The organism is Chryseobacterium sp. CY350, assembly GCF_027945075.1.
GTDB lineage: Bacteria > Bacteroidota > Bacteroidia > Flavobacteriales > Weeksellaceae > Chryseobacterium.
This window is the reverse complement of record NZ_CP116034.1, coordinates 2,846,934-2,862,460: the sequence shown is the minus strand read 5'-3', so window position 1 is coordinate 2,862,460 and position 15,527 is coordinate 2,846,934. Positions and strand designations below refer to the sequence as shown.

Sequence of the window (15,527 nt, the reverse complement as noted above, 5' to 3'; positions counted from 1 at the left end):
CATGAAGAATTTTATTTGTATTTTATTTTTATTGATTTTAAATTTTTCGCCTGCGCAGAATAGCGATTTTAAGGTGATCAATAAACCGATCAATTATTCGCCGGAAAGAATCAGCCTCAGTTTAGAATATTTGAAAGAACATCACGGCTTAACTCAAAAGTCTCCTATCATTATTCCGAAAATGATTGTTTTGCATTATACAGCAGGCGGAACGGTGGAAAGCAATTTTAAATATTTCAACAAAACGCATCTCGAAAATGCCAGAAATACTTTAAAGAAACAAAGTACACTCAACGTTTCTTCGCAATATATTGTAGACCGAGACGGAACGATTTATCAATTGATGGAACCCAATATGTTTGCAAGACATACCATCGGATTAAATTACTGTGCCATCGGAGTTGAAAATATCGGAAGTAAAAAACAGCCGCTCACAGAGAAACAAGTTGCCGCAAATGCACAGTTGGTAAGATATTTAACTCAAAAATATAAAATTGAATATCTCATCGGACATTCGGAATACGGAGTTTTTAGAAATTCTAAACTTTGGAAAGAGTCTGACCCGAAATATTTCACTGGAAAAGAAGATCCCGGAAAAGACTTCATGAGCAAAGTAAGACTTCAAGTCGCTGATTTAAAGTTAAAAGACAAACCAAGTAATTAATACCTGTTTCGAACTTTGTAATCTTCGCTAAGTAGAACGCCTTTGCGAACTTAAAAACAGTTAGTAATTAAAAAAATCTTAGCGACCTTAGCGTTAAAAAATTCTGCTTCATAAGACAAATATTTAAATGAAAATTTTATTTACCAAAAACATAGATTCAGAATTACTTTCCGAAGAATTGGGAAACGACATTTCGGCTGAATGTGTTGAGGTTATTAAAATAGAAAATCTCGAAATTGAATCATTTGATTTAAAAAACAATTCACTGATCTTCACGAGTTTAAATGGTGTAAAATCATTTTTTGAAAATGGATTTAAACCAAATGAAGATTTCACCGTAAAAAATTACAATAAAATCTACTGCGTTGGAGAAAAAACCAAGAAAGAACTCCGAAAAAATGGTTTTGGAACTTTTAAAGTTTTAAAAAATGCCGAAACGCTTTCCAAATTCATTATTGATCACTGTTCTCATGAAAAATTCATTCATTTTTGTGGAAATTTGGCGATTGATGTTTTAGATAAGGAGCTTCCACTTCAAAATATAAGCTACAAAAAAGTGACAGTTTATAAAACTGAACAGTTGAATCCCGTGATACATGAAAAATATCATGCAATAGTTTTTTTTAGCCCAAGTGGAGTTCGTAGTTTTGCGAAAAATAATTCTTTAGAAAATATGCTTCTTTTTTCAATTGGAGAAACCACTTCAAAAGAGCTAAGAAAACATGCAAAATCAGAGATTTTTACAAGTAGAAAAAATACTTTATCAAACTTGTTGTTGATCATTAAAGAAACTTTAAAAATATTTAATTTAAAGTAATTATTTGAAAATCAACAACTATCAACTAAAAAATATGATTAAAAACGACCTATATTTAAAAGCACTTCGCGGCGAAACTGTAGAAAGACCACCGGTTTGGATGATGAGACAGGCGGGAAGATATTTACCGGAATTCATTGCGTTGCGTGATAAATTCGACTTTTTCACAAGATGCCAGACTCCGGAATTGGCTTCTGAAATCACCGTTCAGCCGATCAGAAGATATCCTTTGGATGCTGCGATCTTATTTTCCGACATTTTGGTGGTTCCTCAGGCAATGGGAATCGATTTTAAAATGAAAGAAAACGTGGGTCCGTGGTTAGACAATCCTATCAGAACGATGGAAGATGTTCAAAATGTGGTTGTGCCTGATGTAAACGATACTTTGGGTTATGTTTTTGACGCGATTGACTTGACTTTGATTAAATTAGACAACGAAATTCCGTTGATTGGTTTTGCTGGTTCACCATGGACGCTTCTTTGCTATTGCGTGGAAGGAAAAGGAAGTAAAGCTTTTGATATTGCTAAATCTTTTTGTTTCCAGCAGCCGGAAGCTGCGCATCTTTTGCTTCAGAAAATCACTGATACTACGATTGCTTATCTGAAAAGAAAAGTTGAAAAAGGAGTTTCTGCGGTTCAGGTTTTCGATTCTTGGGGCGGAATGCTTTCTCCACAAGATTATCAGGAATTTTCATGGCAGTACATCAGTCAGATCGTTGAAGCTTTGGCACCGTTGACGCACGTTGTTGTGTTCGGAAAAGGATGTTGGTTTGCATTGGAAGATATGACGATGTCGCCGGTTTCTGCTTTGGGTGTTGACTGGACGATTAAACCGGAATTGGCAAGAACTTTAACGAATCATACGATGACTTTGCAAGGAAATTTTGATCCTGCGAGATTACATTCAACTCCTGAAACGATTAAGAAAATGGTGAACGAAATGATTAACCGTTTCGGTAAAGATAGATATATTGCCAATCTAGGCCACGGAATTTTACCTGATATTCCTTTGGAAAATGCGGAAGCGTTTATAAGAGCAGTTGTAGATTGGAAACCGAATAATAATTACTAAGGAAAAATTAAATTAAAGCTGTTCGTATGAGCAGCTTTCGCTATTAAAAATCTAAACATCATAATAAGGTTTACCGTACTACCTTTAATAAAAATCTATTTACATTTGTCTATAATATAATCATAATAAAGATGAATAAAATTGACATAGAAAGCTTACGGCGTGATTTCGACAAAGAAAGAGATGAACTTGGAAAAATCATTTTTCCAATAGTAGAAAAATACAATCTTCCTCAAAAAGAATTAATTGAAGTTTGTCAAGTAGGAAAATTTATATATAAACTCAATGAAAATTTATCTATAGTTGATAAACCAAATCCGCCAAGACCAGATTTTATTCTCCAAAACAATTTGCAATTAATAGGATTAGAACATACAAGAATATTCACGGAAAATTCTGAAAAATATAATCGTATAAAATCTCTTTTCGAATATTCTGAAAAAATTTTCACTAAGTTATTTCCCAATGAAAAAATTCATGCTTCTATAACTATTTACAATGATAGTTTTGAATACAAACAATTTCAAAAAAAAGAATTAGCAAACAAAATATCTAATTATATTCAATCATTAATTCTAAATGAAAAAGTAGAAAAACCCGATTTTATTGAAGAAATTCGACTTATGAAGCATTCAAGTGTCAGTTTTACTTTTAACGAAAAAAATTGGCAAGGTCCATATTTAACGAACGAGAGATTAAATGAAGAAATTAAAAAGAAAGAACCTAAATTGCAAATTTATAAAAATGGAGAAAATGAAATTGGTGAATATTGGTTAATCCTTCTTATTGGCTCGCTATCATCAGTTTCATATCAATTAGATGAAATGGAAAATTATCAGACTGAATCTGATTTCAATAGAGTCTATTTAATGGCCGATTTTGACGCAAAAATAGTTAGAGTAAAATAAACAAAAATCCCTTTCAACAAAAAGCTGAAAGGGATTTTTTATCTTCAAATTAAATTTCTAAAAATTACGCCAGCATTCTCTGGGCTTTTTTCACTCCTTCTACCAACAAATCAATTTCCTGGAATGTATTATAAACAGCAAAACTTGCTCTCACCGTTCCTGCAATAGCAAAGAAATCCATAATCGGCTGCGTACAGTGGTGCCCGGTTCTTACGGCAACGCCCATTTTATCGAGAATCATGCCTACATCTGAGGAAATTCCTATTCCTTCAAGATTAAAAGAAACAACTCCGGTTCTGTTGGCTTTTTCGCCATACACCTTTAAACCATCAATTTCCAATAGATGTTTTTGAGCATATTCGAGTAAAGCATTTTCGTGACGCTGGATATTTTCATGACCTATTTTATTGATGAAATCAACGGCTGCACCCAAAGCAATATTTCCACCTACATTCGGTGTTCCCGCTTCATATTTAAAAGGTAAACCTGCATAAGTGGTCCCATCAAATGAGCATACAGAGATCATCTCACCACCTCCGTGGAATGGTGGCAAATCTTCAAGAATAGCCTGTTTTCCATACAAAATTCCAGTTCCCATCGGAGCATACATCTTATGACCTGAAAACACAAAAAAATCACAATCTAACGCCTGAACATCAATTTTAAAATGTGGAGCAGACTGTGCACCATCAATAACGATGTATGCATCTGAATTGGCTCTTGTTTTTGCAATAATCTCTTCAATAGGATTTACAATTCCTAATGCATTAGAAACTTGGTTGATAGAAACTACTTTCGTTTTTTCACTTAAAAAGCGATCGAGATAATCAAGCTGAAGAATCCCGTCCTGATCGATTGGGATGACCCGCAGTTTTGCTCCTGTTCTTTCACAAAGCAGCTGCCACGGAACTATATTCGAGTGATGCTCCAGATAAGAAATGATAATCTCATCGTCTTTTTTAAGTTTTTGAGTTAAAATATAAGAGATGAGGTTAATGCCTTCTGTGGTTCCTTTGGTAAAAATGACTTCAAAATCATTTTTAGCGTTGATGAATTTTTGGATTTTTCTTCGCGAAAGTTCCATTTCTTCGGTTGCCAATTGGCTCAGAGTATGAATTCCTCTGTGAACATTAGCATTGATTTCTGTATAATATTGATTCCAAACCTCAAGAACTGAATTTGGTTTCTGGGATGTCGCTGCATTGTCTAAATAAACCAAAGGCTTACCGTTCACCTGCTGGTTTAATATAGAAAAATGACTTCTTATTTCCTGAATGTCAAACATTTATTTCAATTTTAGTAATTAAACGTTCTTATTTAGAACGCATCAAATTTACGACATTTTTCACTAAAGTAATGTGAGCAAACTCATCAATAGATTTAATCTAAAAATAAAAAAACCTGCCAAAAAATGACAGGTCTTATATTGTGATTAAGAAAATTCTTATTCAGCTGCTGCTTCTTCAGTTGCAGGAGCATCTCCTTCTGTTGCAACTTCTTCTTCATCGTCATCTGCCATTGCACCACCTTTAGCTGCATTTCTAGACATTTTAACAGCCACAACAACTGCATTGTCCGGGTGTACAAATGAGAATCCTTCTGCTTTAAGACCTCCTACATAAAGTTTGTTACCAATCTTCAATGAAGTGATATCAACAACTACCTCGTCTGGCAAGTTTGCAGGAATAGCTTTTACTTTCAATTTTCTGAAAGACTGACGTAAAACACCACCAGCTACAACACCTTTAGAACGACCAGTTAATCTTACAGGAACTTCCATAACTACCGGCTTATCGTCAGATAATCTGTAGAAGTCTGCATGAATAATTTTGTCTGTAATCGGGTGGAACTGAATATCCTGAAGAACTGCAGGAATTACCTGTCCGTCAACTTCAATAGATACCGTGTGTGCTTCAGGAGTATACACTAAACCTTTGAACGCTTTCTCTAATGCAGAGAAGTTCAATGGCTCGCCACCTCCGTAAACAACACAAGGAACTAATTCAGCATCACGTAAAGCTTTTGTCGACTTTTTGCCCACGCTTTCTCTTTTTGTACCTTGAATTGTAATAGATTTCATTTATAAAAATTTAAAAATTTGTTTGAATTTACGCTGTAAACAGTTGATTATTAATTAAATAATAAACTTACTGCTAATCGATTGATGCTCGTGCACCATCTTCATAACATCAGCAAATAATGGGGCGCAAGATAGCACTTTTATTTTAGATGACAAATTAGTTTTCACAGGAATTGAGTCAGTTACAATAACTTCCAGTAATTGTGAGTTCTCAATATTGTCATATGCTTTACCGGAAAGTACTCCGTGAGTTGCCATTGCTCTTACAGATTTCGCTCCTTTTTCCATTAAAATACCTGCAGCCTTGCAAAGCGTACCTGCGGTATCTATCATGTCATCAATAAGGATTACGTTTTTACCTTCTACGTCCCCGATCAGGAACATTTCTTCAATAACGTTGGCCTTTTTTCTTTCTTTGTAAGCAATTACGACATCAGCACCTAAATGACCTGCGTAGTTTTTCGCTCTTTTTGCACCTCCCATGTCCGGAGAAGCAATAGTAAGGTTATCAAGATTCATGTCTCTGATATAGTCTACAAAAATTGTAGAAGCGTACAGATGATCAACCGGAATTTCAAAGAACCCTTGAATTTGATCAGCATGAAGATCCATTGTCATGATTCTGGTTGCACCAGCAGCCGTCAAAAGATTTGCCACCAACTTTGCTCCGATTGGCGCTCTTGGTTTGTCTTTTCTGTCTTGTCTTGCCAAACCGAAATAAGGAAGAACCACGGTAATACTCTTCGCAGAAGCCCTTTTAGCAGCGTCAATCATTAGAAGAAGTTCTAAAAGATTGTCTGCCGGCGGAAACGTAGATCCAATCAGGAAAACTCTTCCTCCTCGTACGGATTCGTCTAAAACAGGTTCAAATTCTCCATCGCTGAACTCCTGAATAATGATTTTCCCTAATTCTTTCCCATAATATTGGGCAATTTTTTCCGCCAGGTCTTTACTCGTCCTTGTCGAAAATAGATAACTCTGTTGATCGGCCATTTTTACTTTTTAAAAGATTTTGCAAATTTAAAAAAAAACCACAAGAATAGTCTTGTGGTTTCCATTTTTATTTCCCTGCATTTTATGGGAACGTAACGCCTGAATATTTATTAGGATCTACCTGTGGCAGTGTAGATTTATATTTCATATTAATTGCCTTAATAAATTCGTTAGCAACAATAGCATAGCCTCTTCCTGTAAGATGAACTCCGTCTAAAGAGAAAGCTCCACCTGTGACGAATGTAGCAGTATATCTCACGCCATCCCAAGAAATTCCTGATTTTGAATTCAGCTCTGCCATTTTTGCATTCATATCTACAAACGCCAGACCTTTAGAATCTGCTAGCGATTTAATGGTTGTATTGTAAGAATTTGTTGCCGTAATAACTTTTGCAGCTTCCATTTCTGTAAGAACCAATTTATCTTCTAAAGGAACTGAAGTACCACCACCCGCTTGAGGTGTAAGCACTGCACTTGCCGTCAATAGAATAAAATCTTTTGAAGTGGTCTGTCTGTATTTTGGAAGACCCGGAACCGTCACTAAATCCTTATCAGCGATCACTGCTCCGTTTGCAACAGCTCCCGCCACAAACTTGATTAATCTTTTTTGATATTCTGCATCGTTGATCGCACCCAAAGCTTTTGCCTGAGCCAAACCTGCATTATAAGCAGCATAGCCACTATTTAATTGAGTAACCTGCGCAGCAGAAAGATTCGTAAGAGGCATAGCAGGAACTCTCGTAAAGAAAGGAACATTAGTAACATTCGGAATGTTGGCTACAATTCCCTTTCTTGTTGTTCCCGTAGGAAATACTGTTCCTATCAATGCAGTGTAAGTGCTTGTAAACCCTATACCAGCAGCTCCGTCAACAGGTGTGATAGGATTAGTTCCGTCTCCTCCTGTAGTAGCATATCCTAAAACATCGTTATTACCAATCCAAAGAGATACGAATGTAGGATTCTGTGCCAACGCGTCACCTACAACAGAAGCTGTAGTAGAAGAAGCAAATCTTACAAAATACGGATTTGCCAAACCTAAAGAAAGTCCCGCTGGGTTACCATAACCAGGTGCCAGCAAATGAGAAACTTTCGCGCCTGGAACACCCATATTTTGGTAAGGTCTGCCCGCAACTACATTATCTAATGCAGCAGCAGAAGGATTAGCTACCGGACTTAATGCCCCATTAACCATTTTTAGCTCAAGTTTTCCAGGAAATCCGGGTAAACCAATAAATCCTCCAACGTTATTTGGCATCAAAGGCTGTTTAAATTCTCCTCCTCCAGCAAGCTTCATTTGCATTGCCATCATGCTTGGAAAAGACTCGTTTTGTCCGCCAGAATATAACGCACCGTCTCTGTAACCTGAAGTTAATGAATTTCCTAAAGATATAAATTTAGAAAAGTCAGCTTCGCCTTTCGTTACAACGATGTCTTGTACGTCTGTATCAAAATCTGTATTACAGCTTGTTGTAAAAAACATCGCAGAAACAGCAAGTGTAGATATTATTATTTTTTTCATAATTCTTTAAATTAAAAAGGGTTATAAGATAAACCCAGACCCACATAGAATGCTTTTGCCTTTGCCTGACCGTAGAAGCCAAGAGTTTTATTATTGACATCTCTGCTTTGCGGCATTACATAACCTCCTGCAACGTCAACTCCGAATTGTTTAAATTTAAATCCTAAACCTCCTGTTATTACAAAAGAATCGAATGATGGTGTTTCCGGGATAAAATTTTCGTCAGTGTAAGGAGATTCATCATAATATGCTCCCAAACGGCCAAAAACCATTTCATTAAACATATACTGCGTCCCCAATCTGAATGTTTTAGAATTTCTAAAGTTTTTAGGAGCAACAAGAATGGTAGGATCAGCCTGATTTCCTATTGGTGCATTAGCAAAATCTAAAGTCAGTCTGCTATATCTTTCCCAGCCGTGGTAATTGAAATCTGCCGAGATCAACCATTTTGGCGTAACCTTGTACGTCATACCGATTGTATATTCTTCAACCAATGGTAAAGTAGCGGTAAAACCGTCTTGTCCGGCATTGTTTAATCCCAATAATCCGTTAACCGTATTTTGTGCAGGAACAGTAAATGTAGCAGTTCCTTTTTTTGCTTTCATATCAACTGGTGAACGGTAAGCTATACTTAGATCAAACTTAGGATCTGGTCTGAAATAGAAACCAAAACCATATCCGTGGCCACTTGCTTTTTCGTCATTAATATTAACTGTTCCGCCAAACTGAGTAACGGCTTTATCCCAGTTTACCTGTCCTTTAGCATAGATATAACTTGCTCCGAAAGACAACCAGTCTGCCATTTTTACAGAAACCATCGGCTGGAAGTAAAAACTTTTTAATTCAAGCTTTTGTACCATTTCTCTACCTTCCCAGTCGTAAGGATATTGAATGGTACTACCGAAAGGTGTTGTAAAACTGAATCCTATAGATAGTTTGTCGATTGGCTTGTACGCAATCGCAGCATAAATAGGAGTACCGATAGGATTATCTGTTTCTGTACTTTGCAAAGTATTTAAATTTTGAAAAGTAACCTTATTACTTGCGCCGAAACCTCCTGCAACAATACTTAGTTTTGAAGGGATGAACGACATACCTGCAGGGTTAAAGAACGCAACACTCGCATCCTCAGCATGAGCACTGGTATGCGCCATCGCCAATTGTTTTACCCCTTGCAGAGAAACCCTGAAGCCTCCCGCATAAGATAGAACCCCAGCCAACAAAGCAGTTGATACTAATATTTTTTTCATAGACATTTATTATATATTCCAAATATAAAATTAATTTAATTACGTTTGTTAATAAATCTTAATATTTTAAACATAATCATAAAAGAAAATTATGTTTAAAATAGCACTTTAGATATTTTCATCATTAAATAGCTATTTTTAAAGGCTTTAGAGAAAAAATATTCTTTAAGAATACGCCACCGTTTAATATTAAACATTTAACAAAATAAAGATTTATTACTTTTGGAATTGTGTAAAGATAAAAATCAATAAATTTGCAAGATTAAATAAATTATAATATATGAGTTGTGGATGCAAAACATCCGGCGATTCTGCACATTCTTGCGGAACGAAATCCGCGAATGGCTGTGAAAGTGTAAATACCTGTGGTAATAGTTATAAATTAAGTGTTTTCGATTGGTTATCTAACATACAGAACCCAGCATCTAACCGATGTGATTTTGTGGAAGTTAGATTTAAAAATGACAGAAAATCATTTTATAAAAATGTAAACAATATTCCTTTACATATAGGTAGCGTAGTAACAGTAGAATCTAGCCCCGGACATGATGTAGGAGTGGTAAGTCTCTCAGGAGAACTGGTAAAAATTCAGATGAAAAAGAAAAGATTTTCAACTGAAGACCCACTCAAAATATACAGGCTTGCCAATCAAAAAGACATTGAAGTCTGGCAGGAAGCGAGAAAAAAAGAAGAGCCCGTAAAGGTAGACGCGCGAAAAATATCTCACAGATTAGGTCTTGAAATGAAGATTACTGATGTGGAATATCAGGGAGACGGGTCAAAAGTCACTTTCTATTACACGGCAGATAATCGTGTAGATTTCAGGATGTTGATTAAAGAGTTCGCAGGAACGTTCAGAACAAAAATCGATATGAAACAGATTGGTTTCAGACAGGAAGCTGCAAAAATCGGTGGAATTGGTTCTTGTGGAAGAGAATTGTGCTGCTCAACCTGGCTGACAGATTTCAGATCGGTAAATACCAATGTCGCAAGATATCAGCAATTAAGCATCAATCCTCAAAAATTGGCAGGGCAATGTGGAAAACTGAAGTGTTGTCTCAATTATGAATTAGACAGTTATCTGGATGCATTAAGTCACTTCCCATCGTCTTCAACGATGTTGGATACGGAAAAAGGAAGAGCTTTTTGTATTAAAATCGACGTTTTCAAGAAGAAAATGTGGTTTGCATATGTTGACAGCTCAATGGCTTGGTATGATTTCGATATTGATTTAGTTAAAAAACTGATTGCTCAAAACAAAAAGGGCGAAAGAATACTTCCGCTTGAAGAGTTGAAAGTTCCGGATATCGCTTTGCCAAGTGTAGATCTTATTCAGGAAAACAGTGTTGACAGATTTGAAAAGAAAAACAGAGGAGGTTTCAACAAAAACAGAAACCAGAATCAAGGTCAAAATCCAAATCAAAACAGACCCAATAACAATCAGGGACCACGAAAAGACCGTCCGGAAAGGACTGACAGAAATGACAGGCCTCAAAAGACAGAAAGATCTTCAAATGAAAAACCTGTAAATTCTGAAAGACCTAGAAATACGAATCCTAACGCAAAACCTAATCCCAACCAGAACCCAAATCAAAGACCGCCAAAGCAGCAACCAAAGGTTCAGGTAGATAAAGTAGAAGCGAATGTAAATCCTGATCAGAAAGTGCAGCAACCTCCAAAAAAGAAATTCAAAAAGAAATTTCCTCCCAAAAAAGATAACAATGCATAAAGTTTTAGGGGTATTAATGCTTATGTTTTTAATAGGATGTGGCACTTCGAATGAAGATGTCACTATGAATCCTATCAATAATAAATGGAATAAGAAGACCGCGCAAAAATTTAAACTGGAAATAACAGATCCTGAAAATCTTAAAAATATTATATTTGTTGTAAGGAATAATAATGAATATCCTTACAGCAATATAAGATTTATAGTTAATTTTAAAAACCCGAAAAGTAAAATAGCTGTAGTTGATACTTTGAACTATATTTTGGCAAAACCAAACGGTGAGTGGTTAGGAACAGGATTTGGCGAGACAAAGGAGACTTTATTTCAATACAGAACCAATTATAAATTTCCCGAAAAAGGAATTTACGAAATCAATATACAGCAGGCGATGAGAAATGACAACCTTCCGGGAATTGAAGATTTAGGTATAAAAGTAGAAACGGCTAAACCGTAATTACACATGGAAGACAATAGACAAAATACAGGAAACAAGGGAAAAACATTCCCGCTTCCTCCTAAAAAGAATAGCAAAAGTACTGCATGGAAAAGATGGGTAAGGCTGATTTGGGTTGGCTTTATCGCAGTAGTTTTAGGGCTCTCAGCACTATTCTTTGCCGTATCGCAAGGCTTTCTTGGTGATATGCCAGACGTGAAAGAACTTGAAAACCCTGACATTTATGTAGCATCAGAAATTATTTCTTCTGATGGTGTACTTTTAGGCAAGTTTGAAAAAGAAAAAACCCAGCCAATTGCTTATCAGGATCTTCCACCTTACATTATTTATGCTTTGCAGGCTAAAGAAGATGAGCGTTTTAAAGAACACTCAGGTATTGATTTACAGTCTGTTGCAAGAGCGGTAGTTTATGGTGGAGGACGAGGTGGTGGTTCTACGATCACTCAACAGCTTGCCAAATTACTTTTCACAAATGGAGCCTCTCAAAACAAAGTTGCAAGAGCATTTCAGAAATTGAAAGAGTGGGTAGTTGCCGTCAGTCTTGAAAAAAGATATACCAAAGAAGAAATCATTACGCAGTATTTTAATAAGTTTGATTTTCTATACAATGCCAATGGTATTGAGATGGCCGCGAAGATTTATTTTAATAAAACGACGAAAGAACTTACTCTGCCAGAAGCTGCAATGTTTGTGGCTATGCTCGAAAATCCGGTTAAAAATAACCCGATGAGGAATATTGAGAGGGCAAAAACAAGGAGAGATGTCGTTCTAGACCAAATGCTTAAGACAGGATATATTGATCAGGCAACATTTGAAAAAGCTGTATCTACGCCGATCACTCTTGATTATCATCCGATTAAAAACATCAATGACAATCACTCTGCATACTTTAAATTTTATCTGAAAAAAGAAATTGATAAGTATATTGAGGGGTATGAGAAAGAAAAAGGTAAAGAACTGAATTTGTATAAAGACGGTTTAAAAATATATGTTACTTTAGATTCTAAGATGCAGAAATATGCTGAAGAATCTATAAAAGAGCATTTGACAGATCTTCAGAAAAGATTTGATGCCGAACAGAGAGGCAGAAAAAACAGACCTTTTTATTATCTTAATGACAAGCAGGCTAATGACGTAATGATGCAGGCGGTAAGAAGAACGGGGCGTTACAAATTATTAAAAGCCAATAATGTTCCTGAAGATTCTATCATGATGGAATTCCATAAACCTATAAAAACTTCACGTTTTACATGGGCTGGAGAAGAAGAGGTTGAAATGTCACCTTGGGACTCAATCAGATATCACAAACAGATCGCACAGGCAGGTTTAATGTCTGTCGTTCCTGGAACCGGGGAAATTAAAGCCTGGGTTGGGGGTATCGACTGGCAACACTTTCAATATGATCACATAAAGCAAGGGAAAAGACAGGTAGGATCTACTTTCAAACCTTTCGTATATGCTACAGCTATTATGAAATTGGGTTTAACGCCGTGTTCTACGATATCGAATGCTAGTTTCAACAAAGGAACTTACCACGTGCCGGGAAGAGGCGGAATGCTGACATTGAAAGATGCTTTAGCTCATTCTCAAAACCCTGTTGCACTAAGACTTGCAGAAATGGCAGGAACTCAGAGCGTCATTCAGACTGCAAGAGATTTAGGAGTAACTGAAGAGATCTCTACAAGTTTACCGATGGCATTAGGTTCTTCCGATATTACTATTTACGAAATGGTAGGTGCGTACAGTACTTTCGCCAATTACGGAAATTACAACAAACCGGAAATGATCTGGAGAATTGAAGATGCGAACGGTAGAGTTATTAAAGAGGTAAATGCAGAACCAAAAGAAGTTATGAATCCTAATTACGCCTATACCATGATCGAATTGATGAAAGGCGTTGCCCAATATGGTACTGCATCTGGAGAACTTGGCAGAAGAGGAATTGCTAAAACCATTGAAATAGCAGGAAAAACAGGTACCACGCAAAATAACTCAGATGGTTGGTTTATGGGAATTACACCAAAACTGGCTACAGGAGCATGGGTAGGTTGGGAAGACAGAGCAACTCACTTCTGGGGAACCGGTGAAGGACAGGGAGCAAAAATGGCATTACCAATTTGGGCCATTTACATGAAGAAAGTCTGGGCTGATAAATCGCTAAATGTTTCGCCAGATGACAAGTTTGTAAAACCTAGCGAATGGAAAGACGGATGCACAAATCTTCAAGGTCTTGGTGGCGGTTATGGTGATGATGGCGGTTTACAGACAATCGATGAGATTAAAAATCCTAGACCTACAGATCCCACCCCAAAAAACAATACAGGAAAGAAGGAAGAAAATGTAAACGAAAACCTGAATAAGGGAGAAGAAATAGATTTCAATAAATAAAATTAAATAATTATCATAAGACCTTTCAATTACTGAAAGGTCTTTTTTTTGCATCAGTTTTGATATATTTGAATTATGAATCTTAAAAATATCAAACAGCCTTTCATCAATATCTTTCCTGGTGATTTATCAAAAAATCCTATTCAGAGAAATACACCGAAAGTATTATTTTCCACGATCGATCCTGTGGGGTTTGATCATCCTGAACTGATTGTTTTTAATGAAAAGCTATCCGAGGAAATAGGTCTTGGTAAACTTAATGATGATGAAAGTTTTCTTGTGGGAAACAACTTACCGGAAAACATTAAAACTTACGCGACAGCTTATGCCGGACATCAGTTTGGAAATTGGGCCGGACAACTCGGTGACGGAAGAGCTATTTTAGCAGGAGAAATTATAAATGAAAATGGCAAGAAAACCGAGCTTCAGTGGAAAGGAGCAGGAGCAACTCCGTATTCAAGACATGCTGACGGACGCGCCGTTCTGAGATCATCAGTAAGAGAATATTTGATGAGCGAGGCAATGTATCACCTGGGAATTCCTACCACAAGAGGATTAAGTTTAAGCTTTACGGGTGAAAATGTAGTACGCGATATGATGTACAGTGGAAATCCTCAGGAAGAAAAAGGAGCCGTTGTTGTAAGAACAGCCGAAAGTTTTTTGCGTTTCGGACATTTCGAGTTGATGTCTGCACAAAAAGAAATAGACACTTTAAAGAAGCTTGCAGATTTTACAGTAGAAAATTATTTTCCCGAAATCACTTCCCAAGGCGAACAGAAATATAAAGACTTTTTTCAGGCTATCTGCACAAAAACCGCTGATTTAATGGTAGAATGGTTCAGAGTGGGTTTTGTACACGGAGTGATGAATACAGATAATATGTCGATTTTAGGTCTGACTATAGACTACGGGCCGTTTTCAATGATGGACGAATATGATCTCAATTTTACCCCAAATAGCACAGATTTGCCAGGACGAAGATATGCATTTGGTAAACAAGGACAAATTTCCCAGTGGAATCTATGGCAACTTGCGAATGCTCTTTTTGCTTTAATTAAAGACGAAAAATTTCTGGAAGAAACACTAAATTCATACGGAACCTATTTTTGGGAAGCACATGATAAAATGCTTTGTAAAAAATTTGGCTTTGATGATCTAAAGGACACTGATGAAGAATTTTTCAGCAATTGGCAAGGTTTGATGCAGGAACTTCATTTAGATCATACACTATTTTTCGGCTTACTAGAAAAAATAACATCAATCACTGATATTAAAAATGAATTTCAGAATATTTCTTATAGTATTTTAGATGATATCAAATTGAAAAAGCTCGAAAATTTCATTCAGGTGTACAAAAACAGATTAGATGAAAATTCAATTTCAAAAGACGAATCTATAAATTTAATGAAAAAGACAAACCCTAAATTTCTTTTAAGAAATTACCTTCTATTTGAATGCATTGAAGAGATCAATGAGGGAAAAACAGAGATGCTTGAAAAATTAACCAGAGCCTTAGAAAATCCTTACGAAGAAATTTATCCGGAATTTTCTGTGAAAAGACCAGCGAATTATGATGACATAAGTGGATGTTCGATGTTGTCTTGTAGCTCATAATTACAAATTAATTTAAAAAAATTAAAATTTTAACGCAAT

At 36.1% G+C, this 15,527-nt stretch carries 13 protein-coding genes; 8 read left to right on the top strand and 5 right to left on the bottom strand.

Annotated features, from left to right (window positions below; translation table 11 throughout):
* Position 1 precedes the first annotated feature (1 nt).
* The 4 genes from PGH12_RS13325 to PGH12_RS13310 all read left to right on the top strand — a co-directional run bounded on the left by PGH12_RS13325 (position 2) and on the right by PGH12_RS13310 (position 3,461).
* Positions 2–664 (top strand): peptidoglycan recognition protein family protein, encoded by a 663-nt coding sequence (locus PGH12_RS13325; RefSeq protein ID WP_267596396.1) that lies wholly within the window; start codon positions 2–4, stop codon positions 662–664.
* A 127-nt stretch (positions 665–791) separates the two neighbouring features.
* Entirely contained in the window at positions 792–1,481 is a 690-nt protein-coding gene (locus tag PGH12_RS13320) for a uroporphyrinogen-III synthase (RefSeq protein ID WP_267596397.1), read from the top strand.
* A gap of 34 nt (positions 1,482–1,515) precedes the next feature.
* Positions 1,516–2,553 (top strand): uroporphyrinogen decarboxylase, encoded by a 1,038-nt coding sequence (hemE, locus tag PGH12_RS13315; RefSeq protein WP_267596398.1) that lies wholly within the window; start codon positions 1,516–1,518, stop codon positions 2,551–2,553.
* 131 nt (positions 2,554–2,684) lie between these two features.
* Positions 2,685–3,461 (top strand): hypothetical protein, encoded by a 777-nt coding sequence (locus PGH12_RS13310; RefSeq protein WP_267596399.1) that lies wholly within the window; start codon positions 2,685–2,687, stop codon positions 3,459–3,461.
* A gap of 64 nt (positions 3,462–3,525) precedes the next feature.
* Here PGH12_RS13310 and PGH12_RS13305 read toward each other — a convergent pair whose 3' ends face one another.
* The 5 genes from PGH12_RS13305 to PGH12_RS13285 all read right to left on the bottom strand — a co-directional run bounded on the left by PGH12_RS13305 (position 3,526) and on the right by PGH12_RS13285 (position 9,303).
* Positions 3,526–4,746, bottom strand: coding sequence for a cysteine desulfurase (locus PGH12_RS13305; RefSeq protein WP_267596400.1), 1,221 nt, complete (start codon positions 4,744–4,746; stop codon positions 3,526–3,528).
* 159 nt (positions 4,747–4,905) lie between these two features.
* Complete coding sequence (locus tag PGH12_RS13300; RefSeq protein ID WP_267596401.1) at positions 4,906–5,541, bottom strand: 50S ribosomal protein L25/general stress protein Ctc; 636 nt, start codon at positions 5,539–5,541, stop codon at positions 4,906–4,908.
* Positions 5,542–5,595: 54 nt separating this feature from the next.
* A complete protein-coding gene (locus PGH12_RS13295) occupies positions 5,596–6,534 on the bottom strand; it encodes a ribose-phosphate pyrophosphokinase (protein WP_267596402.1) in 939 nt (312 codons plus the stop codon).
* Positions 6,535–6,616: 82 nt separating this feature from the next.
* Positions 6,617–8,053: an SGNH/GDSL hydrolase family protein gene (locus tag PGH12_RS13290; RefSeq protein WP_267596403.1), complete on the bottom strand. Its 1,437-nt coding sequence runs from the start codon at positions 8,051–8,053 to the stop codon at positions 6,617–6,619.
* An 11-nt stretch (positions 8,054–8,064) separates the two neighbouring features.
* Positions 8,065–9,303: an OmpP1/FadL family transporter gene (locus tag PGH12_RS13285; RefSeq protein ID WP_267596404.1), complete on the bottom strand. Its 1,239-nt coding sequence runs from the start codon at positions 9,301–9,303 to the stop codon at positions 8,065–8,067.
* Between the two features lie 280 nt (positions 9,304–9,583).
* On the opposite strand from PGH12_RS13285, the gene PGH12_RS13280 reads away from it, so the two are divergent.
* The 4 genes from PGH12_RS13280 to PGH12_RS13265 all read left to right on the top strand — a co-directional run bounded on the left by PGH12_RS13280 (position 9,584) and on the right by PGH12_RS13265 (position 15,488).
* Entirely contained in the window at positions 9,584–11,032 is a 1,449-nt protein-coding gene (locus PGH12_RS13280) for a PSP1 domain-containing protein (protein WP_267596405.1), read from the top strand.
* Positions 11,025–11,486, top strand: coding sequence for a gliding motility lipoprotein GldH (locus PGH12_RS13275; protein WP_267596406.1), 462 nt, complete (start codon positions 11,025–11,027; stop codon positions 11,484–11,486). Before PGH12_RS13280 ends, PGH12_RS13275 begins: the two co-directional genes overlap by 8 nt.
* Before the next feature lie 6 nt (positions 11,487–11,492).
* Positions 11,493–13,874, top strand: a complete 2,382-nt coding sequence (locus PGH12_RS13270; RefSeq protein WP_267596407.1) for a transglycosylase domain-containing protein — start codon at positions 11,493–11,495, stop codon at positions 13,872–13,874.
* Positions 13,875–13,949: 75 nt separating this feature from the next.
* Complete coding sequence (locus tag PGH12_RS13265; RefSeq protein ID WP_267596408.1) at positions 13,950–15,488, top strand: protein adenylyltransferase SelO; 1,539 nt, start codon at positions 13,950–13,952, stop codon at positions 15,486–15,488.
* The last annotated feature ends 39 nt before the right edge of the window (positions 15,489–15,527 follow it).

Bases quoted from the DNA above. Each gene is read 5' to 3' on its own strand.
- PGH12_RS13325 (WP_267596396.1), top strand. From the start codon at position 2: ATGAAGAATTTTATTTGTATTTTATTTTTATTGATTTTAAATTTTTCG.
- PGH12_RS13320 (WP_267596397.1), top strand. From the start codon at position 792: ATGAAAATTTTATTTACCAAAAACATAGATTCAGAATTACTTTCCGAA.
- hemE (WP_267596398.1), top strand. From the start codon at position 1,516: ATGATTAAAAACGACCTATATTTAAAAGCACTTCGCGGCGAAACTGTA.
- PGH12_RS13310 (WP_267596399.1), top strand. From the start codon at position 2,685: ATGAATAAAATTGACATAGAAAGCTTACGGCGTGATTTCGACAAAGAA.
- PGH12_RS13305 (WP_267596400.1), bottom strand. From the start codon at position 4,746: ATGTTTGACATTCAGGAAATAAGAAGTCATTTTTCTATATTAAACCAG.
- PGH12_RS13300 (WP_267596401.1), bottom strand. From the start codon at position 5,541: ATGAAATCTATTACAATTCAAGGTACAAAAAGAGAAAGCGTGGGCAAA.
- PGH12_RS13295 (WP_267596402.1), bottom strand. From the start codon at position 6,534: ATGGCCGATCAACAGAGTTATCTATTTTCGACAAGGACGAGTAAAGAC.
- PGH12_RS13290 (WP_267596403.1), bottom strand. From the start codon at position 8,053: ATGAAAAAAATAATAATATCTACACTTGCTGTTTCTGCGATGTTTTTT.
- PGH12_RS13285 (WP_267596404.1), bottom strand. From the start codon at position 9,303: ATGAAAAAAATATTAGTATCAACTGCTTTGTTGGCTGGGGTTCTATCT.
- PGH12_RS13280 (WP_267596405.1), top strand. From the start codon at position 9,584: ATGAGTTGTGGATGCAAAACATCCGGCGATTCTGCACATTCTTGCGGA.
- PGH12_RS13275 (WP_267596406.1), top strand. From the start codon at position 11,025: ATGCATAAAGTTTTAGGGGTATTAATGCTTATGTTTTTAATAGGATGT.
- PGH12_RS13270 (WP_267596407.1), top strand. From the start codon at position 11,493: ATGGAAGACAATAGACAAAATACAGGAAACAAGGGAAAAACATTCCCG.
- PGH12_RS13265 (WP_267596408.1), top strand. From the start codon at position 13,950: ATGAATCTTAAAAATATCAAACAGCCTTTCATCAATATCTTTCCTGGT.